This window comes from Paenibacillus sp. HW567 (assembly GCF_000374185.1).
Lineage (GTDB): Bacteria > Bacillota > Bacilli > Paenibacillales > Paenibacillaceae > Paenibacillus_AQ.
This window is the reverse complement of the sequence record NZ_KB910518.1, coordinates 1,661,285-1,682,685: the sequence shown is the minus strand read 5'-3', so window position 1 is coordinate 1,682,685 and position 21,401 is coordinate 1,661,285. Positions and strand designations below refer to the sequence as shown.

Annotated in this window: 22 protein-coding genes and 1 riboswitch; of the genes, 6 read left to right on the top strand and 16 right to left on the bottom strand. The window is 53.3% G+C overall.

Annotated elements, in window-relative coordinates; translation table 11 throughout:
- Positions 1–129 precede the first annotated feature (129 nt).
- Genes B212_RS0107430 through B212_RS0107420 form a run of 3 tightly spaced genes read left to right on the top strand, consistent with a single transcriptional unit; the run spans position 130 to position 3,098 of the window.
- Positions 130–1,641 (top strand): spore germination protein, encoded by a 1,512-nt coding sequence (locus B212_RS0107430; RefSeq protein WP_019909914.1) that lies wholly within the window; start codon positions 130–132, stop codon positions 1,639–1,641.
- Positions 1,638–2,861 (top strand): Ger(x)C family spore germination protein, encoded by a 1,224-nt coding sequence (locus tag B212_RS0107425; protein ID WP_019909913.1) that lies wholly within the window; start codon positions 1,638–1,640, stop codon positions 2,859–2,861. The genes B212_RS0107430 and B212_RS0107425 overlap by 4 nt, the downstream gene beginning before the upstream one ends.
- A gap of 6 nt (positions 2,862–2,867) precedes the next feature.
- Positions 2,868–3,098 carry a hypothetical protein gene (locus B212_RS0107420; RefSeq protein ID WP_019909912.1) on the top strand — a complete coding sequence of 77 codons (231 nt, stop codon included), beginning with the start codon at positions 2,868–2,870 and terminating at the stop codon, positions 3,096–3,098.
- Here B212_RS0107420 and B212_RS0107415 read toward each other — a convergent pair.
- The 4 genes from B212_RS0107415 to ytfJ form a co-directional block, all read right to left on the bottom strand.
- Positions 3,095–3,583, bottom strand: a complete 489-nt coding sequence (locus tag B212_RS0107415; protein WP_051128262.1) for a spore maturation protein — start codon at positions 3,581–3,583, stop codon at positions 3,095–3,097. The two genes, B212_RS0107420 and B212_RS0107415, sit on opposite strands and share 4 nt — an antisense overlap.
- A 52-nt stretch (positions 3,584–3,635) precedes the next feature.
- Entirely contained in the window at positions 3,636–4,301 is a 666-nt protein-coding gene (locus B212_RS0107410; RefSeq protein WP_019909910.1) for a nucleoside recognition domain-containing protein, read from the bottom strand.
- Positions 4,298–5,491 (bottom strand): D-alanyl-D-alanine carboxypeptidase family protein, encoded by a 1,194-nt coding sequence (locus B212_RS0107405; RefSeq protein WP_028530672.1) that lies wholly within the window; start codon positions 5,489–5,491, stop codon positions 4,298–4,300. The genes B212_RS0107410 and B212_RS0107405 overlap by 4 nt, the downstream gene beginning before the upstream one ends.
- A 201-nt stretch (positions 5,492–5,692) precedes the next feature.
- Positions 5,693–6,187: a GerW family sporulation protein gene (gene ytfJ / locus B212_RS0107400; RefSeq protein ID WP_019909908.1), complete on the bottom strand. Its 495-nt coding sequence runs from the start codon at positions 6,185–6,187 to the stop codon at positions 5,693–5,695.
- 219 nt (positions 6,188–6,406) lie between these two features.
- Here ytfJ and B212_RS0107395 point away from each other — a divergent pair, with 219 nt between their 5' ends.
- The gene (locus B212_RS0107395; RefSeq protein WP_019909907.1) at positions 6,407–7,285 is read left to right on the top strand and encodes a hypothetical protein; all 879 of its coding nucleotides are present in this window, start codon (positions 6,407–6,409) and stop codon (positions 7,283–7,285) included.
- Positions 7,286–7,358: 73 nt separating this feature from the next.
- Here B212_RS0107395 and B212_RS30980 read toward each other — a convergent pair whose 3' ends face one another.
- The 7 genes from B212_RS30980 to ribD all read right to left on the bottom strand — a co-directional run bounded on the left by B212_RS30980 (position 7,359) and on the right by ribD (position 13,387).
- On the bottom strand, positions 7,359–8,081 hold the full coding sequence (locus tag B212_RS30980) for a DUF2953 domain-containing protein (RefSeq protein WP_019909906.1): 723 nt from the start codon (positions 8,079–8,081) through the stop codon (positions 7,359–7,361).
- A gap of 172 nt (positions 8,082–8,253) precedes the next feature.
- Complete coding sequence (gene scpB / locus B212_RS0107385; RefSeq protein ID WP_019909905.1) at positions 8,254–8,856, bottom strand: SMC-Scp complex subunit ScpB; 603 nt, start codon at positions 8,854–8,856, stop codon at positions 8,254–8,256.
- Entirely contained in the window at positions 8,825–9,616 is a 792-nt protein-coding gene (locus tag B212_RS0107380) for a segregation and condensation protein A (RefSeq protein WP_019909904.1), read from the bottom strand. The genes scpB and B212_RS0107380 overlap by 32 nt, the downstream gene beginning before the upstream one ends.
- A 136-nt stretch (positions 9,617–9,752) precedes the next feature.
- The gene (ribH, locus tag B212_RS0107375) at positions 9,753–10,220 is read right to left on the bottom strand and encodes a 6,7-dimethyl-8-ribityllumazine synthase (RefSeq protein ID WP_028530671.1); all 468 of its coding nucleotides are present in this window, start codon (positions 10,218–10,220) and stop codon (positions 9,753–9,755) included.
- A 39-nt stretch (positions 10,221–10,259) separates the two neighbouring features.
- Positions 10,260–11,513 carry a bifunctional 3,4-dihydroxy-2-butanone-4-phosphate synthase/GTP cyclohydrolase II gene (locus B212_RS0107370; protein ID WP_019909902.1) on the bottom strand — a complete coding sequence of 418 codons (1,254 nt, stop codon included), beginning with the start codon at positions 11,511–11,513 and terminating at the stop codon, positions 10,260–10,262.
- A gap of 62 nt (positions 11,514–11,575) precedes the next feature.
- Positions 11,576–12,244, bottom strand: coding sequence for a riboflavin synthase (locus tag B212_RS0107365; RefSeq protein WP_019909901.1), 669 nt, complete (start codon positions 12,242–12,244; stop codon positions 11,576–11,578).
- 42 nt (positions 12,245–12,286) lie between these two features.
- Positions 12,287–13,387 (bottom strand): bifunctional diaminohydroxyphosphoribosylaminopyrimidine deaminase/5-amino-6-(5-phosphoribosylamino)uracil reductase RibD, encoded by a 1,101-nt coding sequence (ribD, locus tag B212_RS0107360; protein WP_019909900.1) that lies wholly within the window; start codon positions 13,385–13,387, stop codon positions 12,287–12,289.
- A 219-nt stretch (positions 13,388–13,606) separates the two neighbouring features.
- Positions 13,607–13,778, bottom strand: a riboswitch (FMN riboswitch).
- Positions 13,779–14,094: 316 nt separating this feature from the next.
- On the opposite strand from ribD, the gene B212_RS33045 reads away from it, so the two are divergent.
- On the top strand, positions 14,095–15,069 hold the full coding sequence (locus B212_RS33045) for an S-layer homology domain-containing protein (RefSeq protein ID WP_019909898.1): 975 nt from the start codon (positions 14,095–14,097) through the stop codon (positions 15,067–15,069).
- A 244-nt stretch (positions 15,070–15,313) separates the two neighbouring features.
- Here B212_RS33045 and B212_RS0107345 read toward each other — a convergent pair whose 3' ends face one another.
- A complete protein-coding gene (locus B212_RS0107345; RefSeq protein WP_019909897.1) occupies positions 15,314–15,685 on the bottom strand; it encodes a winged helix-turn-helix transcriptional regulator in 372 nt (123 codons plus the stop codon).
- Between the two features lie 193 nt (positions 15,686–15,878).
- On the opposite strand from B212_RS0107345, the gene B212_RS0107340 reads away from it, so the two are divergent.
- Complete coding sequence (locus tag B212_RS0107340) at positions 15,879–16,454, top strand: NAD(P)H oxidoreductase (RefSeq protein ID WP_019909895.1); 576 nt, start codon at positions 15,879–15,881, stop codon at positions 16,452–16,454.
- Positions 16,455–16,609: 155 nt separating this feature from the next.
- Here the strand turns inward: B212_RS0107340 and B212_RS0107335 are convergent, their stop codons facing one another.
- The 4 genes from B212_RS0107335 to B212_RS0107320 all read right to left on the bottom strand — a co-directional run bounded on the left by B212_RS0107335 (position 16,610) and on the right by B212_RS0107320 (position 21,393).
- Positions 16,610–18,226 carry a gamma-glutamyltransferase family protein gene (locus B212_RS0107335; RefSeq protein ID WP_019909894.1) on the bottom strand — a complete coding sequence of 539 codons (1,617 nt, stop codon included), beginning with the start codon at positions 18,224–18,226 and terminating at the stop codon, positions 16,610–16,612.
- A 22-nt stretch (positions 18,227–18,248) separates the two neighbouring features.
- The gene (gene cysK, locus B212_RS0107330; RefSeq protein WP_019909893.1) at positions 18,249–19,178 is read right to left on the bottom strand and encodes a cysteine synthase A; all 930 of its coding nucleotides are present in this window, start codon (positions 19,176–19,178) and stop codon (positions 18,249–18,251) included.
- A gap of 71 nt (positions 19,179–19,249) precedes the next feature.
- Entirely contained in the window at positions 19,250–19,999 is a 750-nt protein-coding gene (locus B212_RS0107325; RefSeq protein WP_019909892.1) for a class II aldolase/adducin family protein, read from the bottom strand.
- A gap of 41 nt (positions 20,000–20,040) precedes the next feature.
- Positions 20,041–21,393, bottom strand: a complete 1,353-nt coding sequence (locus tag B212_RS0107320; protein WP_019909891.1) for an LLM class flavin-dependent oxidoreductase — start codon at positions 21,391–21,393, stop codon at positions 20,041–20,043.
- Between the last annotated feature and the right edge of the window lie 8 nt (positions 21,394–21,401).

Below are 21,401 nucleotides of genomic sequence, written 5' to 3'. Positions count from 1 at the left end.
TATGTGCTTTTCTTAGTATGGCTGCAGTTTCCAGAATTATGTTATCGGGTTTAGACAAGGCACAGGAATAATTGTGGATATAGGAACCAAACTACAGATAGCATTTTCATAGGAAATGGAGGGGGCAGCATGAAAGACACGGTTTCAGATGAGCTTTCAACCCGGCTGGATATCAGTCATAAGCAGCTACTGCAAATGCTGGGCGGCAGCACCGATGTGATCGTTAAGGAGTATCTGCTGGAGGAGAATACCCGGATCGCGCTGTTTTACATAGACGGTCTGATTGATATGAATTTGTTCCATACCTCCGTTCTCTATTCCCTGCTGGAAAACAGCTCACCCGAGCTCAACCGGCTGGACCCGGAACAAAAGATAGAACTGCTGAAGTCACGCATCCTGATGGCCGGCAGTCTGTCTGTCATTCATGGATACAAACAGTTCATGCACGATCTGCTGTCGGGCAATGTCATGCTGCTCCTGGACGGCAGCTCCTCGGCTCTGCGGATGGGACTTCCCGGCTGGGAGGACCGCAATGTCAGCGAGCCCAACTCGCAGGCCGTGGTGCGCGGCCCGATGGAAGGCTTCAATGAATGTCTGCGGGTCAATACCGCTCTCGTCCGGCGCAAAATCAAAAGCAGCCACTTATGGCTGGAAACCTTTCAGATCGGTAGGGTCACGCAGACGGATGTGTCGATTATGTATCTGAACAACATCGCTAATAAAGAGCTGGTCCAGGAGGTTAAGCGCCGCCTGCAGCAGATCGACACAGACAGCATTCTCGAGGGCGGATATATCGAGGAATTTATACAGGATACTGCTCTTACTCCCTTCCCGACCATCTATAACAGCGACCGTCCCGATACGATAGCCTCGGGTATTCTTGAAGGGAAGGTAGCTATACTTGTGGACGGAACCCCGTTTGTACTGCTCGCTCCCACTTTTTTTATAGCTTTTTTCCAGTCGGCTGAGGATTACTATCAAAGAGCAGACATCGCCACTCTGCTGCGGTTGATCCGGTTTCTGGCTTTTTTCCTCACCTTGCTTGCACCTTCGTTTTACGTTGCGGTTACCACGTACCATCAGGAGATGATCCCCACCACCCTTGTCATCAGCCTGGCCGCCCAGCGCGAGAGCGTGCCCTTCCCCGCCTTTGTGGAGGCGCTGATTATGGAGCTGACCTACGAAATATTGCGAGAGGCGGGCGTACGGATTCCGAAAAATATCGGCCAGGCCATTTCCATTGTCGGCACGCTTGTGATTGGTCAAGCAGCCGTTGCAGCGGGCTTCATCTCCTCCGCAATGGTCATTATTGTCTCCATTACTGCGATTTCAAGCTTTGTCATTCCAGAGTCGGGAATGTCAATAGCCGCACGGATGATCCGTTTCTTGTTCATAGGCTTGGCCGGATTTATCGGGCTGTACGGAATGATCTGCGGGGTGATTATTCTGGTGCTGCACCTGGCAGGCCTGCGCTCCTTCGGAATGCCTTATATGAGCCCGCTCGGCCCCTCTGTCCCAAGTGATATGAAGGATTTCGTGGTCCGTTTTCCCTGGCCTAAGATGCGCACCCGCCCCGCAGAGAATAAGACTCAAAATCCGGTCCGGCAAAGCACACCCAAACGGAGGAAACCTGAGTCATGATCATTAAACGGTGCAAGTCTCTATTCCGGGTATTGCTTGTCTTGCTTCTGCCTATCGTACTGAGCGGCTGCTGGGAGAGAAAGGAACTCAATGAAATGGCATTTGTACTGGGACTGGGACTGGATAAAGCGGAGGCCGGCTATAAAGTCAGCATGCAGGTAGTTATTCCATCGGCAATCACCTCGCAAGCAAGCGGGGGGAGCGGAGGGGGAGGCGTACCGGTGGTCCTATATAGTTTTACGGCTCGCACATTTTATGATGCGCTGCGGCAGTTCAACCTGGTCTGCTCAAGAAGGAGCTACCTCGGCCATATCCGCGCATTGGTTATCGGGGAGGAGCTCGCCCGGTCCGGAGTTGGCGAAATTCTGGATGTGATCAAGAGAAGCCGTGAACCGCGAATGGATTTCTATGTTATGGTGGCCCGGGACACCACAGCAGAGAATGTGCTTAAAGTGCTTACGCCACTGGACAAAATACCGGCAAACAAGCTGTTCAATGCGCTGGATAAATCTTATAAAATTTCATCCAGGACCGTCGCTGTTACTCTCGACAGATTTATCGAAGACTTATTATATGAAGGGGAAGCTCCGGTGTTGACTGGAGTAGAGATAAAAGGAGATGTCGACGAGGGGAGCAAGAAGAGCAACATAGATCAAACGGCGCCGAAAACAAGGCTGCGTTACCAGAATGTTGCCTTGTTCAAAAAAGATAAACTCATTGGCTGGCTGACTGGGGAAGCAACAGCCGGCTATAACTATATCATCAATAAAGTCCATCAATCTTCAGGGTACGTCTTAGGAACAGACGGCCAGCCCGTTGTGATTGAAGCGCTCCAGACGTCGACAAAGCTCAAGGTCCAATTCATTGACGGGAAGCCTCATATTTATATAAAAGTTAAAGCGACCTGCAACGTGGAGGAGGTCCAGAGCAAAGAGAATCTTGAGGAAGAAAATTCCATCCGAGATTTGGAGCGAAAAACGGAAGAAACGATAATTATGCGAATGCAGGATGCCGTGGAGGAAATAAACAAACAATTCAAAGTCGATGCAATGGGGTTCGGGCAAGCCATTTACCGTGCAAATCCCAGGGTCTGGGCAAAGCTGAAGGCTGAACAAGGCGACCAGTATCTGCAACGATTGCCCGTCCACTATAAAGCCAGTGTGAGGATCAACCGGATCGGCACGATGGATAAAACTTTCCTGGATGAAATCAAGGAGTGAAGCCGCATGCTGTTTCTGTTATTTGTAGTCATTGCCGCCGGGTGTGTAGCATTAGAGTTGCCGGCCCTCATCCGCAAGCGGAGGCCGCTTGACCTCATAGTCTATTCCCTATTCTGGCTCGCCGGTCTTGCTGCCACCGCATGCTCCGTATACAAAATCAATATGCCCAGCCCGCTGCTGCTGGTCGTTATGATCTACAAGCCTTTTAATGATCTGTTCACGTATTGGTTTCTCTAACCAAACACCAGCAGACATACAGCTATGGCGGCCACGAAGCCGACGATGTCCGAGAAGAGGCCGACCTTAAGGGCGTAACGGCCGTTTCGGATGCCTACTGCGCCGAAATAGACGGTGAGCACGTAGAGCGTGGTGTCGGTGCTGCCCTGGATGGTGGAGGCGATCATCCCGATCAGGGAGTCCGGTCCGTGGACACGGATCAGATCGGCGGTATAGGCGAGGGAGCCTGTGCCCGTGAGCGGGCGGAGCAGGCCGAGCGGCAGCACCTCCGGCGGCACGCCGAGTCCCTGCAGCGCGGGGGCGATGTAGCCCATCAGGAAGTCCAGTGCGCCGGAGGCGCGGAAGACGCTGATGGCAACGAGCATGCCGACGAGATGCGGAATAATGGCGATTGCGGTGCCAAAGCCGTCCTTGGCCCCTTCAACAAAGGACTCATAGACCGGTACCTTGCGCGTAAATGCGTATAGCGGAATGAAGGTAATCATGACGGGAATCGCCCAGGCTGAGATAAGGCTGATTAGCTGGAACAAGGCAAGCTCACCCTTTCAGTGAAGAATGCGGGAGCGCAGCGCGCCCTCCGGCAGATTTGCCGGACCTCAGGGCAGGCGGTCCCGGCGGCCTGCGCATCAGAGCACGGCGGCGGCACAGCCTGTCTGCAGCAATGGCCGCAAACGTCGCCACCGCAGTTGCGGCAAGTGTCGTGCCGACGATACCCGCCGGGTCTGCCGAGCCGTAATTCAGGCGAATCGCTATCAGTGTAGCCGGGATTAGCGTAATGCTGGCCGTATTCAAGGCGAGCAGCGTACACATTGCCGGAGTAGCGGTATCTTTGTCGGGGTTAAGGGTCTGCAGCTCCTGCATCGCCTTGATGCCCATCGGCGTTGCCGCATTCCCGAGGCCAAGGAGATTGGCGCTCATATTGGAGAGAATGTAGCCAATCGCCGGATGCCCCTTCGGCACATCCGGGAACAGGAAGGCTACTACCGGTCCAAGCACCTTGGCGATTTTCTTCAGCAGGCCCGCATCCTCGGCCACCCGCATAATGCCCATCCAGAACACCAGCACACTGATCAGACCGAAGCTGACTGTGACTCCGCTCTTCGCGCCGTCGAACACAGCCGCGGTGAACTCATCCATCCTGCCGTTCACGGCGGCAAACACGAAGCCGATCAATATCATCCCCAGCCAAATTCCATTGATCATGATGCTCTCCCCCCCATTTCAAACAATGCCCGAAGCGCGCTTCCCAGCGCCTGCAGCCAGTGGGCCGCGGGATAAGCGGCAGCTCCTGCCGGGCTGTATCTCTTCTCATAGGCTGTGTGCTCCGGCGGTAGCTGCTCCGGAGCATAGACCGGAACCCGGCCTACTTCCTTGCCGCCAAGCTGCAGCACCAGCACCCCCTTGAGGCCAAAGCTGCCCCCGCTGCGGTTCTTCGGCTCATTCAATACAAGCTTCGTCACAAGGCGGGCTTCCTCTCCCTGCCCAAGCGGATATGCAAACTTCGTGCCGGCTACAAAATTGTAGCCGCTGATGCCCTCTCCGCGTTCAACCAACGTCTTGAGCGGATAGTGATTGAACCCGAAATCCAGCAGTGCAGCATGGTCATTCCAGTCATTGCCGTCATTGAGCGTAACCGCGACGAGCTGCTGTCCGTGACGGGTAGCGGAGCTGACCAGACAGCGCAGCGCTTTTTTGGTATAACCGGTTTTCACTCCGTCCGCTCCTTCATAAAGGCGCAGCATTTTATTTTTGTTGCTCCATTTGTAGTCCCATTTCTCATAAGGGTTATCCGCCGTCTTTACTTCCGTTCTCACGATTTCTTTAAACACAGGGTTATGCATGGCATAGGCGGTCAGCACAGCCAAATCATTGGCGCTCGAATAATGCCCCTCGGCATCAAGCCCGTGCGGGTTGGCAAAGTGTGTATTCCGTAAACCAAGCTCCTCCGCCTTGGCATTCATCATATAGACGAAACCTTCCTCCGATCCGCCGACATGCTCGGCAATCGCTGTTGCCGCATCATTGCCTGAACGCAGCATCAGACCGTAGAGCATATCTTCGAGCGACATTTCTTCCCCCTGCTTCAGGAACAGGGAAGAGCCTTCCTTGGCAAAGGCATTTTTGCCGACCTTGACCCTGGAATTCAGGTTTCCATTCTCTATAGCCACGAGTGCGGTCATGATTTTGGTCAGGCTGGCAATCAGCATCCGCTCATCCCCGCGGCTGCTGTACAGAATCCGTCCGGATGCCACATCAATCAGCGCTGCCGCCCGGGCATGGGTATTGACGGTGCTGTTCTCGGCACGGAGCAAAGGCAGCGGAGACGCAAAAAGCAGCAAGGCGCACAGTAAACCCATCATCGACGATTTGAATGGTAGTGTCTTCATGTTCATCCTCCGGCTTCTATCAGTTCTTAATCAGGGAATACAGGCAATCCCGGTTATGTTGTACAAGTATATGCGGCGCGGCGGGTGGGTATGTCCCTCTCTTGAAGCAGCGTCTGCATCAATGCTCTACACGATCAAAAAAAGGGACACCGCCCCACTCAAGGCGACATCCCCATTTCATGTAGTATCCGGGCAAAAAGCTGCATGCTAGTGAGTCGATGAATCCGAAGAGGCAGGCTCATGTTTAACCGTTGTTTTCACCGTCGGGGTCACAACTACTTCCGCCCCTTCGTTTGTGCCGTTTGGAAACATGCTTTGAATTTTATCAATCAGCCCCGGGGCTGCATCAATAATTTTCTCAAACAAATGAGTCTGATTGTCGAGCGGCACCGTATGCACACCTTCCCGGCCCACTACAAGAAAAGCAATTGGACGGATGGATACCCCGCCGCCGCTGCCGCCCCCGAACGGAAGCATCTTGACACCCGCACCTGCTCCTGTACCGTTTACTCCCGGTCCGTCATCCTCTACCCGGAAATCACTGCCGCCTGCGGCAAAGCCGAACCCCACTTTGCTGATCGGCAGAATGACGCTGCCATCGGGAGTTTCCACCGGGTCACCAACAATTGTATTGACATCCACCATGCCTTTAATATTTTCCATAGCGGTCTGCATGAGACCTTGAATCGGGTGATCTGACATCAACTACTCCTCCTCATCTGTCTGAAAAGTAAGGGAATAACCTACTCTTTTACAGTTTGCTCATCTCACGGGCATGATATGTACAGCATGAAGAAATTCATCCCCCCCCTTGCCCCCTTGCCGCCTAAAATAATCCTTCTTGAATTTGACCCGCATAATTATCAACAGCCAAACTAAAAATGAGCGGGTATTCAAAACTCATCACCAGGAGGCAAAAGCATGATTTTTCATGAAATCTGGGAAGCCGATATGACAAGCAACGGCGTGCTGCCGCTCATCAAAGGTGTAAGTGAAGACCCGAAAAAAACGGATACGGGTTATGTCATTGTCGATATGAATCCGATGCCTGAACCTGATTCGTCAGCGAATGCAAGCGAGCACAATAAAATATCCGTCTTCAAGGAAGTGGTAATTCCGGCAGGCAAGCAGCGCTCATACGACTTGTTCATGAAGCTTCATGACAAGACCACTTCCACCGGAGCAGCGGAGATCAACGAATTTCTTGGGTTCGCAGCCAACACGCCGCCTATGCGGCTCGCACGCAAATATGCGGAGGATAATCATCAGCTCAAAGCAGGCTGTTCTATGGAAGAGTGGATTCAGTTTCTGAAAGCAATCTGGTTCGAACCCTTCAAGGGCAGCAACACCTGTTATTTTGAGCAAGTATTCCTCGGCGGGCAGGGGGGCAAACGTCATAAACTTGGCGGACAGCTCTTCTGGTATCACTACTATGTTAATGACGGACCGTATGAGGCGCTCAAGAAAGCGGATTCCATCGTCTTCATCAAGCATGTGGAGGTAACCCGGACCGAAGAAAGCAAGCTTGCAGAAGTCATATCCATTAAATATACATTGGAGGAACAGGAGAACGGAGGGCAGTCACAGATTTCGATAAAAGATGCCGGCGGTTTTTTTGTCGGCACCAGCGCTGAAGGGCTGATGGCTATGGGGACGGTAGCTTCCCTGGATGGGCGGGAACATATTCCAGTAGAGCTTAATGGAGAAAGCTTTGATTTGACTGTTGTCCATATGAAAGAGAACGGTAAAGATCTCGCGAGAACCTTTTATCCTGTGATTAAAGAAGCTGTTCCGGTCTGAGCCGTTTCCGGCAAAAAACAAAGGCAGCATAGCGGGCACACCCGCCTTGTCACGCTGCCTTTTGCCTTGCTTGTTATTCTGAATTCTCCCGGGATCTGCCCGGCTTGTTGCGGCTCAGCAGCTTCTTCCACTGGCGTAGTCCTCCCTCTTCCTTGGAAATACGGCGAAGCAGCCGCAATCCTGCATAACATGCGTAACCCACAGACATTTTTCCGGTCAATACCGCCTCTGTAGAGAAACACAGCTCATCCTGAAAAACAGGGACAACAAACAGCCGTGGAGCTTGTTTCATCCGGACCTGTTGTGACAGCCAGCCAATGACGCTCCCTTTAACGCCCCACAGCGCTCCCGCTGCTACGGCCGTATCTGCGGCATCGCCCAGAGAGAAATCGGTAGACCAGTCAAGCTTGGTGATCTGGACATGGGACAGCGTAGCTTTCATCCATTGCTTCAAACCACGGGTCGCCTTCAGCGCCTTGCGGAAATTATCCAGCCATGTCGAAATCCACTCCTTGTTGATTTGCTCCTTATGATCTTTATCCTTTCTGAACGGCGCAATGCCGCTCTCCTCCAGTTTAACCATGATCCCCTGTTGAATGTTCTCAAAAACCAGCGAAGGCAGCTCATAATGAAACTTAACCAGGCCAAATACGGCTTTGATGTCAAATTCCACCCGGTCATCCTTCCCAAGCCTGAATAACCGAAAATGAAAGTGAATACCTGAGGACAGAATCAGGAGAATCAGTGCAACCGCAAGCAGGAGCAGGGCCAAAGGTATTGCCAGCCATAATGCCACGAAAGTAACCTCCATGCAACCTTATTCATTGGGAGCCTTTGGATTAGTATGGCATGTCACTCTGGAAAAAATTCGGTGTCCGCGCAAAAAAGCCCTCTCCCACCATTTCACGCCGCCTTTGGGCATTGTAAATGACGGAAGAGGGCTTCACAGCGATTTCCATAGTTGTATTCTATGATTGCTCGACATCATCGAAGGTCATCTGACTGTCCAGCTTGCTGAACAGAAGCTGTGTTTCCTCCTCCAGGTCTTCAGAGCTATCGAAGTTCGACGGCTCCGGCAGCTCCTTCAGATCAGCCAGTCCGAAGCTCTCCAGGAAGGATTTGGTCGTTCCGTACAGAATCGGACGGCCAACCGCCTCCGCACGGCCCACTTCCTGGATCAAATCCTTATTGTTCAGCGTATGAATTGCCCGCTCGGACTTCACGCCGCGAATCTCTTCAATTTCCACTCTGGTAATCGGCTGGCGGTAAGCAACAATGGCGAGTGTCTCCAGCGCCGCCTGGGATAAGGAAGATCTTGAAGGCGAATAAGCCAGCCGCTCAAAATAAGGCGCATGGTCCGGAAGCGTAGCCAGCCGGTAATTCCCGGCTATCTGCACCACCTGCAAGCCGCGTTCCTGCGTAACATAATCTTCTTTCAGCTCCTCCAGCGCTTTCCCGGCGAGGTCAGGCCGCTGCTCGGTAATCTCGGCAATTTGACGGACGGATAATCCTTCGTCGCCGGATAGAAACAGCAGTCCTTCAATAATTGATTTCAGCGTTTTGTAATCCACTGAATGCTTCGTCTCCTCTCCACTCCATCACAATATCGTCGAACAATTTCTCCTGGTAGCAGTAAATCGCCTTCATCTTCATGAGCTCCAGGATCGCCAGGAAGGTAGCCACAATCTCATACCGGGCCATGTCGTCATGCAGCAGGGAAGAGAAACGCAGCCTCCCGCCCACGCCCTTGCGCTGCAGCGCTTCTGAAACGTCGCGAATCCGGTCCTTCACCGAAATCTCGTCACGCATAATCCGCTGGTAAGAGGATCTTCTCGCCGCTTTGCTGAGCGCTTTGCGGAATGCGGCAATGAGGTCTGCCGTATGCAGACCCTTCAGCGTATTGTCGATTTGTGCCGGCACAAATGGGCCCAGGTCCTCCGGCTCCTTGGTGAAAATCAGGCTGCGCTCGCTCTCCATATCCAGGAGCTGCACGGCGATGCTCTTAAATTTACGGTATTCAATCAGTCGCTGAACCAGCTCCGCACGCGGATCGTAGCCGTCGTCCTCGTAATATTCGAAATCCTCGATCTCAATAACAGGCGGCTTCGGAAGCAGCAGCTTGCTCTTGATCGACAGCAGCGTTGCAGCCATTACCAGGAATTCACTGGTAATATCCAGCTCAAGCTCCTGCATGCTCCGCAGGTAATCCATGTACTGCTCGGTGATTTCGCTGACCGGAATGTCCTGGATGTCGATTTCCGCCTTGTCAATCAGGTGCAAGAGCAGATCGAGCGGACCTTCGAACGTCTCCAGCTTGTACAATACCGTCACGCGGTTTCCTCCCGCCAAAAAAAAGTAAAGTGCAGCGCCGCACGGGCGCTACACAAGTAGAAAGTTCTTATTGACCATGCTTTCTTCTTATACATATAAATAAGCACGATTGAGGCCCGTTCGTCAAGTGGCTCTCTTATTTAAAAAGCTTATTGAGGTTCGCCATTTCAATGGCAGCGGTCGCAGCATCCCAGCCTTTGTTGCCGGCTTTGGTTCCCGAGCGTTCGATGGCCTGCTCGATATTTTCGGTTGTAACTACGCCGAATATAGTTGGAATGCCAGTCTTGAGGTTGATCGCCGCAACGCCTTTGGCAACCTCATTGCACACATAGTCATAATGGGTTGTAGATCCGCGGATAACAGTACCGAGCGTAATTACCGCATCGTATTTGCCGCTCTCGGCCATTTTTTGCGCGATCAAAGGAATTTCGAATACGCCCGGAACCCAGGCCACATCCACTTCATCATCGGCTACACCATGACGCTTGAAGGCATCGAGCGCACCGGACAGCAGCTTGCTTGTAATGAATTCATTGAAACGTCCTACGACTACCCCATATTTCAGTCCCTCGGATACTAAATGTCCTTCTAAAATGTTCGGCATAGTATTCATCTACCCTTCATTAGTAAGTTATATGGATTTTTAACGCTTGGCATCCTCATTTTGCTCAATGTCGTCAAAAGACAACAGATGACCCAGCTTGGCCTGCTTCGTATGGAGATACTTGGTGTTGTCCTTGTTCTCCGGCATTTGAATCGGCACACGCTCCACAACCTCAAGACCGTAGCCCTCCAGGCCTTTGATCTTGCGCGGGTTGTTGGTCAGCAGCTTGATCTTGCTGACGCCAAGGTCCTTAAGAATCTGCGCTCCGATACCGTAATCGCGCAAATCCGCCGGGAAACCCAGCTTCAGGTTGGCGTCTACGGTATCCAGACCTTCTTCCTGAAGCTTATAGGCGCGAAGCTTGTTGATTAGACCGATGCCTCTGCCTTCCTGACGCATGTAGAGCAGAACCCCCCGGCCCTCCGCTTCAATCTGGCGCAGCGCCGCTTCGAATTGCGGGCCGCAGTCGCAGCGGTGGGAATGGAACACATCACCGGTCAGGCATTCGGAATGCACCCGCACCAGCACCGGCTCCTCCCCGGAAATATCGCCTTTGACCAAGGCGACATGCTCTTTGTCATCCACCTCGTTCGTATAGGCAATGGTCTGGAAATCCCCGAAATCTGTCGGCAGCTTCACCGACACCTCGCGGGTAACCAGATGCTCCTTCTCATTACGGTAATGAATGAGGTCCTTGATGCTGATCAGCTTGAGATCATGCTTGCGGGCAATCTCCACCAGATCCGGCAGGCGGGCCATTGTCCCGTCTTCCTTAACTACCTCGCAAATGACGCTGGCCGGATAAGCGCCGCACATCCGGGCAAGATCGACAGCCGCTTCCGTGTGGCCGGAGCGGCGCAGCACGCCGCCCTTCTTGGCAATCAGCGGGAACATATGGCCCGGTCTGCGGAAGTCGGAAGGCTTCGCATTCGGGTCCATCAGCGCCTTGATGGTCATGGATCTCTCTCCGGCAGAAATCCCGGTGGTGGTGTCCTTGTGGTCGATGGAGACGGTAAAAGCGGTGCCGTGGTTATCGGTATTGTTCGCCACCATCGGCTTCAAATCCAGCTCCTCTGCCCGCTCTGCCGTAATCGGCACGCAGACGAGCCCGCGCCCTTCCGTGATCATGAAATTGATCACTTCCGGTGTGGCGCGTTCAGCGAGGGCGATGAAATCCCCCTCGTTCTCACGGTCCTCATCATCGACCACGATGACGACCTTGCCGCGCATCAGGTCATAAATGGCATCTTCGATGGGGTCGAGGATACTATCCTTCTTGTCTTGCTGGCTCATATTTTCTGTCCTCCTGATAGCTGTACGAAGCCCTGACGGGCTTGGCGTCAGCCAAATCTTATTTATACAAACCCGTTAGCCGCGAGAAAATCATGGCTGATCCGGGAGCTGTTCTCTTCTTCCTCATTGCCTGAACGGGAACCGTAGCTCAGCAGATGGTCAACATATTTGCCGAGCACATCGCATTCAATATTGATCCGGTCTCCCGGCCGCTTATGCGCAAGCACTGTTTCACCAAGGGTATGTGGAATCACCGAAACGGTAAACAGGGAAGACGACGTGCTAACCACCGTCAGGCTGATGCCGTCAATCGTGATGGAGCCTTTGGGGATGATATATTTGAACAGCGATTTACGCTCCGGGGCAATCTCGAATACCACTGCGTTCTGGTCGCGCTTCACGCTGCGGATTTCCCCGGTTCCATCCACATGGCCCTGAACGATATGTCCGCCAAAACGCCCGCCGGCGGCCATCGCCCGCTCCAGGTTCATCTTGCTGCCGCTGCGCAGCTCCTTCAGCGTGCTGTTGCGGTAGGTCTGCGGCATGACATCAACAGTGAACGAATGGTCGCCGAGCGAGGTTGCCGTAAGGCAGACTCCGTTGACGGATACGCTGTCGCCGATTTTCAGATCATCCATGATAAGGGAAGCGCCGATATGCAGCACCATCATCTCGCCTCCGCTGGTGACACCGCGCAGGACGCCGACTTCCTCAATCAAGCCTGTGAACATGAGATCCCCTCCTGAAATATGGTTAGGCTGACACCCGCATGGTTAGCGGATGGGCGTGCCGCTGATACACACATTATCCCCGAGCACTTCCACTTCCAATCCCTCCAGCGTAATCGCATCACGCATCAGCTCGACGCCCGGAAAGTCGAAGGTCCCTGGCGCAGCCACGCCGCCTCCCACGATCTTCGGAGCGAAGAAGAGGATTACGCGGTCCACAAATCCATTCTCCAGCATCGCGCCGTTCAAGGTTCCGCCGCCTTCCAGCAGAATTGAGCCAATCTCCAGCTCTCCGAGCGCCATCATCGCGGCTTGCAGGTCCACACGTGGACCTGCGCCGCTGACCACGATCTGGACACCAGCATCCGTAAGCGCCGCACGCTTCACCGGATCAGCGGATTCTGTAGTGACGACAATCGTTGGCGCCTGCTTGTCGCTTACTACAGACGCGTCCAGCGGAATGCGCAGCGTGGAGTCGATGACAATACGGACCGGATTCAGTCCCGGCACTTCCATTCGGGTTGTCAGGGACGGATTGTCGGCAATTACGGTGTTGACGCCGACCATAATTCCCTGATGACGGTGCCGCAGCGTATGTACAATTTCCCGGGCCTGACCGTTCGAAATCCATTTGCTGTCCCCTGTCCGTGTCGCCAGCTTGCCGTCCAGTGTGCTGGCGCTTTTCAGCGTAACAAAAGGCTGCTTGGTCAAAATGTATTTGATAAACTTTTCATTCAGCCTGAGCGCACGGCTGCGCAGCAGCCCTACTTCGACCTCAATCCCCTGCTCACGCAGCATGGCAACTCCCCGGCCGGCAACCTGAGGATTAGGGTCCTCACAGGCTACAACCACCCTGGCAACACCTTCATCAATCAGCCTCTGGCTGCAAGGCGGTGTCTTGCCATAATGGCTGCATGGCTCCAGGGTTACATAGGCTGTGCTGCCTTGCGCTTTGCCTGCGGCCATATTCAACGCATGCACTTCCGCATGTCCTGTCCCGCGCTGGAGATGGGTTCCAAGTCCAATCATGGCTCCATCCTTCACGACAACACAGCCGACAACCGGATTGATGCCTGTCTGTCCTTGTGCTCTTTCCGCCATATCCAGCGCCAGCGACATATAAAACTCGTCATTCATTTTATCCATGCCTTGCCTCCGATCACATTGATGTAATACTGAAAATCCAGTTCAAACAGAAAACCCGTCTCAATCTCCAGGAGGAGTTCAAGACGGGTTATACGAGAGTTATAGGGCAGTTCAAATAAAACCGTGCGATCCAACAGCCAAAAGTTACTCTTGTGAAAGTTCGCACATAATATTCGAAAACACTGCTCCACGCCTGCCTACACAAGCACAGCACGTCAATCTCTCCTTCTTCCATCCAGACTATACTGTCGGTCCCGGAATTACACCGGGTCCACCGTCCGTATGAACCATACGAAGCGGGTAGCGGACTGAGCAGCGCAATCAGCATTCTCAGCTAATGTACAGCAGCATCACCGCCGGTAGGGAATTGCACCCTGCCCTGAAGGATAATCACATATTTAGTTCGTTGTCTACCACAGGCTTAACTTAGCGAAAATATTACCACTGCTGCTCCAAAAACGCAAGTATTTCAGTTTTATTTTGCATATTACTGTGTCGATGCTTGCTGCGACCAGATGACCTTATCCACCTTGGAAGCCTTGGACGAGCCGGCCTAATTTTTTTACATTTAATGCAACTAAATAGCAAATTCAGGAGTTATATACTTTGAAGGTAATCTCCTCAGAAAGGAGTACAATAGGAATCAGCACATTCGTCCTCGGTTCACGAAGCGTATTTATTTTGCGAAAGGAGATTGGAGAATCGTTATGAAGAAATTATTATCATGTGTCTTGGGCATTCTTCTCGTTATTAATGCGAACATTGCCTTGGCGGACCAAGCAAGGTTGTTCAAGGATGTTCCTAATCATTTTTGGGGACAGGAGTATATCGAAAGAGCAATTACAAATAAAATAGTTGAAGGCTATCCTGATGGAACTTTTAAACCGGATGCGAAGGTAAGTCAAGGTGAATTTCTTGCCATGCTTATCAGAAGCTATCAGCCCTCCGATTTTAGTTCAAACCAAAAGACCCAAGATTGGGTGAAACCTTATCTGAGCTATATCAATAAATTGGGTTGGACAGAGCTGCAGCCTTCTGAGCAGATCGCCCTGAACAGAGGAAATACGGCTCGTTACCTAGCCAATGCAGCCGGCAAAAACTTTACCGTTGATGACTCCATTCAGTACCTTTTGGATTCTGGGTTAGCAAAGGGAAAAACGGAAAGATCCATACAAGGCTTCATGAAAAATGCCCCCGTTACCAGAACTGAAGCATTGGTCTTTATAGAACGATTAAAATATAGATTCGACAAGTTGGAGGCTATTCCCAAATCAACAGAACAGTATCATAGTGATCTTGCACAAAAGGATATTATTACAATATCCGAACAACATATAAATATCCAGTTACCGCCACAATGGAAGGGCAAATATGAAGTAGTGACCACCACTAATGCGGATCTAAAAACGAAGAGCTACAAATTTGTTGATAAATCAAACAAGAAAAATGGCGGATTGCTATTTACGTTGACCGCTTGGCCCAAAGAAGCGTGGTCTGCAGAGGGACCGGAACTTATGAAGAACGTTCATATTTACAAAATCGGCGAAAGAGAAGAAATAATCTTCACGGTAGATACACCAACGGATGTACAATATGGCACAGAGAATTCAGCTTTAAAATCAGAATATCTGAACTTAAGCAATGATGTGCAAGCAAAAAGAATTGACTTTATAATTGATTAAGCTGCTGCTCTTTCCTATAACAATGGAGTTCATAAAAAAACAATGTTCAGCCTCCTCGTTTTCAACTTTTGGATATGCACTCAACTTGATCTGTCTCCTTTTGGGAAGCCTATTTCCCAATTTACCGACAGTTGCCTTGATCCAGCCCATTAATTGTCGTCCGTTCTCTGCTGCTGTTTGTCATTGGCACCCGGATTTAGAGTATAAAAAAACACCCGAAGGTGCTTAAATTCATGAATTGATCTTAGAACTCTTCCAACACCTTGGATTTGTCTCCGTGCATCTTGTCCAGGTGATCCTCTCCCCAATGGCATAAAAGGTCTAGCGCGGGCTTTAATCCCCAGCCGTAGGGCGTTAACTCATACTCCACCTTTGGAGGGATCTCATTATAAGCCTTTCTTGTGACGATCTCATCCTTTTCCAGGCCTCTAAGCTGAGTGGTCAGCATTTTTTGAGTAATGCCCGGTATTAAACGGCGAAGCTCAGATGTTCGTTTCCGTCCTGTCATTAAATGGTATATAATCAAAGGCTTCCATTTTCCTCCCATTACTTCTAAAGCCGCTTCCACTCCAACCTGATACTTCTTTTGCACGCCGTTTTTCATTTGTTCACTCATCGCTTAACCCTCCGTTACCAGGTCAGTTTCCAGGGAATCCACCCGGGTACTTCCATGTTCCTATGGCACCTGTATCATCCTATAGAACTTCAAAGTGCGTACTTCCAGAACATTTTTCTACTGTTTATAATAGCATCAGCCATTGATTAGGGCTAGAAGCTAGCTGCTCAAGAAAGGTAGTGAAGATACAGGCATGAAAGTATTAACCGTTGTTTCACACCCGAGAAAAAACTCATTAACCTTTGAGGTGGCCGCCCGATTCGTACAAGGTCTTGCCGAGGCAGGCCACGAGTATGAGATATTGGATCTGCACGGGATAGGTTTTGATCCTGTATTAAAAGAACCGGATGAACCCGATACGTCAGTTGCGAAGCAGTCTTTTTCCCCTGAAGTGGAAATGGAGATACTGCGGATGAAGGAGCATGATGCGTTGGCATTTATTTTTCCGCTTTGGTGGTGGCATTTACCGGCTATGCTAAAGGGGTACATTGACCGTGTATGGAACAATGGGTTTGCGTACGGTTCGGACCACCTTCATCATCAGCATGTCTTGTGGATTAGCTTGGCCGGCGTATCAAAAGAACAGATGAAAAAGCGTAATTATGATGAAATGATTGCTCATTCGCTGAATGTGGGGATTGCAGATTATTGCGGTGTTTCCAATTCTAAGGTTGAATTCTTATATGAGACCCTGGATTCAATTCCCAGTCATTACGAAATGCTGCTGAACCAAGCTTATCTCTTAGGTTTGAATTATGCTAAAGGATGAAGTGGATAGTGCAAAAGCTTCAACACTTCGTGCACAGCTTCGGCATCCGTTTTATGCGGCGGACAATATTTCATAGAATGACAAAAACGGTTAAGCGCCCAATACCCGCTTAACCGTTTTTGTGTTAACAGGAAGCATGTGCTGCGCACCCTGCCTCACCAGACGGCAACCGTCCCGTCCGTGCGCGAGTCGGTGCCGCCGCAGAGCACACCGCTGGCCGGATCGCGCCAGATCATCTGCCCGCGCCCGAACGAGCCGCCGTCCAGTGCATACTTGATGTCATGACCAAGCCGCGAGAGGGCCTGCGCCGCCGCAGCGGGAAAACCGGGTTCAACCAGCACGCTGCGTCCTCCCGTCCATTGCCAGCGTGGCGCATCCAGCGCCGCCTGCGGATGAAGGCCGAAGTCAATGCTGTTCATCAACGCCTGTACATGCCCCTGCGGCTGCATCAGGCCGCCCATCACACCGAACGGGCCAACGGGCTCGCTGCCGCCGTTCCGGGTGAGGAAGCCCGGAATGATCGTATGATATGTCCGCTTGCCCGGCTCAAGACGGTTCACGTCCGCTTCGTCCAGCGAGAAGCCAGAACCGCGGTTTTGCAAGGCGATGCCCGTTCCCGGCACAACCAGCCCCGAGCCGAACTGCATGTAATTGCTCTGAATAAAAGATACCATCCCGCCCTCGCCATCCGCCGTTGCCAGGTACACGGTGCCGCCGCCTGCGGGCTTGCCGGCTTCCGGCAGTCCGGCCCGGTCGCCAATTAGCGCTCTGCGCTGCTCCGCGTACTGCCCGGCGAGCAGCGCCTCAACACTCGTCCGCATATACTGCGGATCAGTAATGAAGTGCTGCCCGTCGGCAAAGGCCAGCTTGATCGCTTCAATCTGCTTATGATAGGTATCGACCTCGCCAGGCCGCAGGCTGTCGAAGCCCTTCAGGATGTTAAGCGCCAGCAACGCGACCAATCCCTGGCCGCTCGGAGGCAGCTCCCACACCTCATAGCCGCGATAGGAAATGCTGATCGGGTCCACCCACTGCGGGCGGTACCGCGCAAGGTCTTCCTCGGACAGGAAGCCGCCTGCCCCGCGAACAAATGCCGCAATATCCCGGGCGAGCCCGCCTCTGTAAAAAGCCTCCGCTCCGCTGCGGGCAATCTCCGCCAGTGTGCGCGCATGCGCAGGGGAGCGCCACAATTCCCCGGCAGCAGGCGGACGGCCACCCGGCGCAAACGTATCGAACCAGGGGCGGAATGCTTCGCCGCGCAGCTCCTTGCTGTACAGCGAATACGCCCTGGACCAGTTCCACGCAGCGGTCGGTGACACCGGGAAGCCGTCCTCCGCATACCGGACAGACGGCTCAAGCACCGCTGAAAGCGGCAGCCTGCCGAAGCGCTGCGACAGCTCTGCCCAGGCCGACGGTGCGCCTGGCACGGTAACCGGCAGCGGGCCGAATTGCGGCATCCGGCTGTGCCCCGCAGCCTTCACTGCCCCGATTGTGATGCCTTGCGGCGCGGGGCCGCTGGCATTGAGTCCATGCAGCCGCCCGCCGGACCATACAAGCGCAAAAGCATCGCCGCCAATGCCGTTCGAGCACGGCTCCACTACGGTCAGGGCGGCAGCGGCGGCAATGGCAGCATCAACCGCGTTGCCGCCGCGCTTCAGGATGTCGAGCCCGGCCTGGGCTGCCAGAGGCTGCGAGGTGGCAACCATACCCTTGCCGGCATACGCTGGCACGCGGCAGGCGGGATAAGGGTGATAGAGCGGGTCAAATTTCACAGGTATATGTCTCCCCTCCTTGTTATTCGTCGGCGAACATAGCGGTGCTGAGATAACGTTCCCCGTTGTCCGGTGCGATGCACAGCACCCTTTTGCCCTTGCCCAGCCGCCGGGCCTCCTTTAGGGCTGCCCACACTGCCGCACCGGAGGAAGGACCCACCAGAATGCCCTCGAAGCTGGCCAATTGGCGGGCTATGTGTACAGCATCCTGGTCCGATACTTGTACAATCTCGTCATAGACCTTCTGATTGATAACTCCGGGAACGAAGCCCGGCCCGGCACCGATCAGCTTATGCGGCCCCGGCTTGCCGCCGGAGAGCACCGGCGAGCCCTTCGGCTCAATGACAACGATGCGGATATCCGGCAGCTTCTCGCGCAGCACCTCTCCGGTGCCTGTAATCGTCCCCCCCGTACCAGCCGTAGCAACGAACGAGTCGAGTCGGCCATCCATTTGCTCCAGAATTTCCAGTGCCGTCGTTGTACGATGAATGTCCGGGTTCGCCGGATTCTCGAACTGCTGCGGCACGAAGCTGCCCGGGATCTGCCGCTGCAATTCGATTGCCTTGCGGATGGCCCCGGTCATTCGTTCGCCGGCGGGCGTCAGCACAACCTCTGCGCCGTAAGCCTTGAGGATATGGATGCGCTCCTTGGTCGCATTATTCGGCATTGTAATAATAAGACGGTAGCCTCTGGCCGCCGCATTCATCGCCAGACCGATACCGGTATTGCCGCTTGTCGGCTCAATAATGGTTGCGCCCGGCTTCAAGCGGCCGGAACGCTCGGCCTCCGCGATCAGATTGAACGCCGCCCGGTCCTTCAGACTCCCGCTTGGGTTGAAATATTCCAGCTTCACATACACCTCGGCGTCATTGTTGCCGACCAGCCTGTTAAGCCGGACTGCCGGCGTCTCGCCAATCAGATCCGTAATACTGTTCACTCTTCTTGCAGTCATACTGCTCCCCCTGATTCTATCCGGTCCGGCAGCCCGGACCGGTTCATTATTCACTAACACATAGCCCTGTGTTATTTCAGCAAATCCGGCTGTGCATCTACAATCGCCTGGTAGTAGGGCTGAAAATTTAACCAGCCGAACTTCTCGTCCGTCCAAGCCGCGATTGACTCCGCTCGTTCATCTGCAATCAGCAAGGGCTTGCCTGCCGCTTCAGCGAGCAACTGGCCCTGGCTGGCCTTTTCGAACGAAATGAACCAGTAAGCGGCTTCCTCAACGCTTTTGCCAAGCGACAGGATACCGTGGTTTTTAAGCAGCAGCACCTTGTTGCTGCCGACCGCCTGAGCCAGATTGTCACCCTCTCCATGCTCGAAGCTGTCATAAATCGCATGGCGCTTGTAGAATACCGCCGCCTCCGCAGTCAGCGGGTCCAGCAGCCGGCCGAAAGCCGACCAGGTCCGGCCGTAAATCGAATGCGTATGCGCCGCCGAAATAATATGCGGGTTGTCCCGCAGAATCGGCAGATGCAGCAGAATACCGCCAGGATGAACAAGCCCGTTGCCTTCGACCACCTTGCCACCGAAATCCATCAGTACCAGATCGCTTGCCTTGATCAGTCCGAAGCCCAGTCCAAACGGATTAGTCCAGTAATGATCCGTCTTAATCGGGTCGCGTACCGACATATGCCCCATTACGCCTTCCTCGTACCCCAGCTTCGCGAACACACGGAAGGCGGCGGCCAGCCGCTCCTTCCGGTACTGCCGCTCATCCTCCGGGTGCGAAAATTCCGGCCGCTGGTTAATTGTCCCCGCATCAATTGCCATCGTTTTTCCCCTCCATATCGGTTGCTTCTATAATAGATCTGTTATAGCTGTCGAGCCTGTTCTACCGCCGCTTGCCGTCTCGCGAGCGCATACGTATTCTCCGGGAATGGAATGCCCAGATGTCCGCGCAGCGTATCCGCCTCATATTCGGTGCGGAACAAGCCGCGCTCCTGGAGAATCGGAACAACCTGCTTCACGAAGTTGCGCAGATTATGGTGCGAGCCTGCGATGATAAAGCCATCCACCGCACGCTGCTCGAAATAATGCTGGAACTTGTCGGCAATAAATTCCGGTGTGCCGACAAAATCGCCGCGCGGATTGGTCGCACGGTAGGCAAGCTGCCGCAGCGTCAGCTTCTCCTCTCTGGCGATGCGCAGATAATACTCCGCCGTCGAGCGGAAGCTGTTCTGTCCGATGTCGCCAAGCTCCGGCAGCGGCTCATCAAGCGGAAATTGGGAGAAGTCGAAGAAGCTGAAATAACGGCTCAGGAACTTGACTGCATATTGGGGATCAATGAACCGGTTGCCTTCTTCATATAATTGCAAAGCCTCTTCCTGTGTCGGCGCAACAATCGGGACAATCATCGGGAACAGGAAGATATGATCGGGGTTGCGGCCATAGCCCGCAGCCCGCCCCTTGATCTCCTTGTAGCGCTCCTGCGCCTTAACCAGATCGGCATCCTCGAAGCTCGTGAACACCGCATCCGCATAACGCGCCGCCAGGTCGGTCCCTGACTCGGAAGCACCCGCCTGGAAGATTATTGGATGCCCTTGTCTGGAACGCTCCATATTCAGCGGCCCCTGCACCTTGAAGAACTCGCCGTTATGGTTAAGGGTATGCAGCTTCTCCAGTTGGACATATTCCCCCGTTTCCTTATTGCGGGGGAACGCATCGTCCTCCCAGGAGTTCCATAATCCCTTAACCACCTGAATATACTCATCCGCAATCCGGTACCGCAGCGCATGATCATGCAGCTTGTCATGACCGTGGTTAAGGGCCACGCCCTCCAGCGCGGAGGTCACGGCATTCCAGCCCGCCCGTCCGCCGCTGATAATGTCGAGCGAAGCAAGCTGCCGCGCCGTCGTAAAAGGCTCGCTGTAGGACGTGGTGAAGGTTCCAACCACTCCTAAATGCTTGGTCACCGCCGCAACCGCAGAGAGAGCGGTCATCGGTTCCAGACGGCTGAGGAACGGAATTGTGGAATCCTTGGTAATATAGGCCGAGTCCGCAATAAAACCGAAATCGAATTTGCCCTCCTCGGCAATGCGCGCGTATTCCTGATAAGCCTCTATGCTCGCTGCTCCATCGGGGCGTACATCAGGCTCACGCCAATGTCCGCCTCCGCCCTGCAGGCCGATTCCCAGCTTGAGTTGTCTTTTTTCTGAATGACTCATGCCTATAC

Coding starts and splice junctions, on each gene's coding strand:
- B212_RS0107430 (WP_019909914.1), top strand. CDS start 130: ATGAAAGACACGGTTTCAGATGAGCTTTCAACCCGGCTGGATATCAGT.
- B212_RS0107405 (WP_028530672.1), bottom strand. CDS start 5,491: ATGAACATGAAGACACTACCATTCAAATCGTCGATGATGGGTTTACTG.
- ytfJ (WP_019909908.1), bottom strand. CDS start 6,187: ATGTCAGATCACCCGATTCAAGGTCTCATGCAGACCGCTATGGAAAAT.
- B212_RS0107320 (WP_019909891.1), bottom strand. CDS start 21,393: ATGAGTCATTCAGAAAAAAGACAACTCAAGCTGGGAATCGGCCTGCAG.
- B212_RS0107410 (WP_019909910.1), bottom strand. CDS start 4,301: ATGATCAATGGAATTTGGCTGGGGATGATATTGATCGGCTTCGTGTTT.
- ribD (WP_019909900.1), bottom strand. CDS start 13,387: ATGGATAAAATGAATGACGAGTTTTATATGTCGCTGGCGCTGGATATG.
- B212_RS33045 (WP_019909898.1), top strand. CDS start 14,095: ATGAAGAAATTATTATCATGTGTCTTGGGCATTCTTCTCGTTATTAAT.
- B212_RS0107420 (WP_019909912.1), top strand. CDS start 2,868: ATGCTGTTTCTGTTATTTGTAGTCATTGCCGCCGGGTGTGTAGCATTA.
- B212_RS0107340 (WP_019909895.1), top strand. CDS start 15,879: ATGAAAGTATTAACCGTTGTTTCACACCCGAGAAAAAACTCATTAACC.
- B212_RS0107365 (WP_019909901.1), bottom strand. CDS start 12,244: ATGTTCACAGGCTTGATTGAGGAAGTCGGCGTCCTGCGCGGTGTCACC.
- B212_RS0107370 (WP_019909902.1), bottom strand. CDS start 11,513: ATGAGCCAGCAAGACAAGAAGGATAGTATCCTCGACCCCATCGAAGAT.
- B212_RS0107395 (WP_019909907.1), top strand. CDS start 6,407: ATGATTTTTCATGAAATCTGGGAAGCCGATATGACAAGCAACGGCGTG.
- ribH (WP_028530671.1), bottom strand. CDS start 10,220: ATGCCGAACATTTTAGAAGGACATTTAGTATCCGAGGGACTGAAATAT.
- B212_RS0107415 (WP_051128262.1), bottom strand. CDS start 3,583: ATGATTACCTTCATTCCGCTATACGCATTTACGCGCAAGGTACCGGTC.
- B212_RS0107325 (WP_019909892.1), bottom strand. CDS start 19,999: ATGGCAATTGATGCGGGGACAATTAACCAGCGGCCGGAATTTTCGCAC.
- B212_RS0107345 (WP_019909897.1), bottom strand. CDS start 15,685: ATGAGTGAACAAATGAAAAACGGCGTGCAAAAGAAGTATCAGGTTGGA.
- cysK (WP_019909893.1), bottom strand. CDS start 19,178: ATGACTGCAAGAAGAGTGAACAGTATTACGGATCTGATTGGCGAGACG.
- B212_RS0107425 (WP_019909913.1), top strand. CDS start 1,638: ATGATCATTAAACGGTGCAAGTCTCTATTCCGGGTATTGCTTGTCTTG.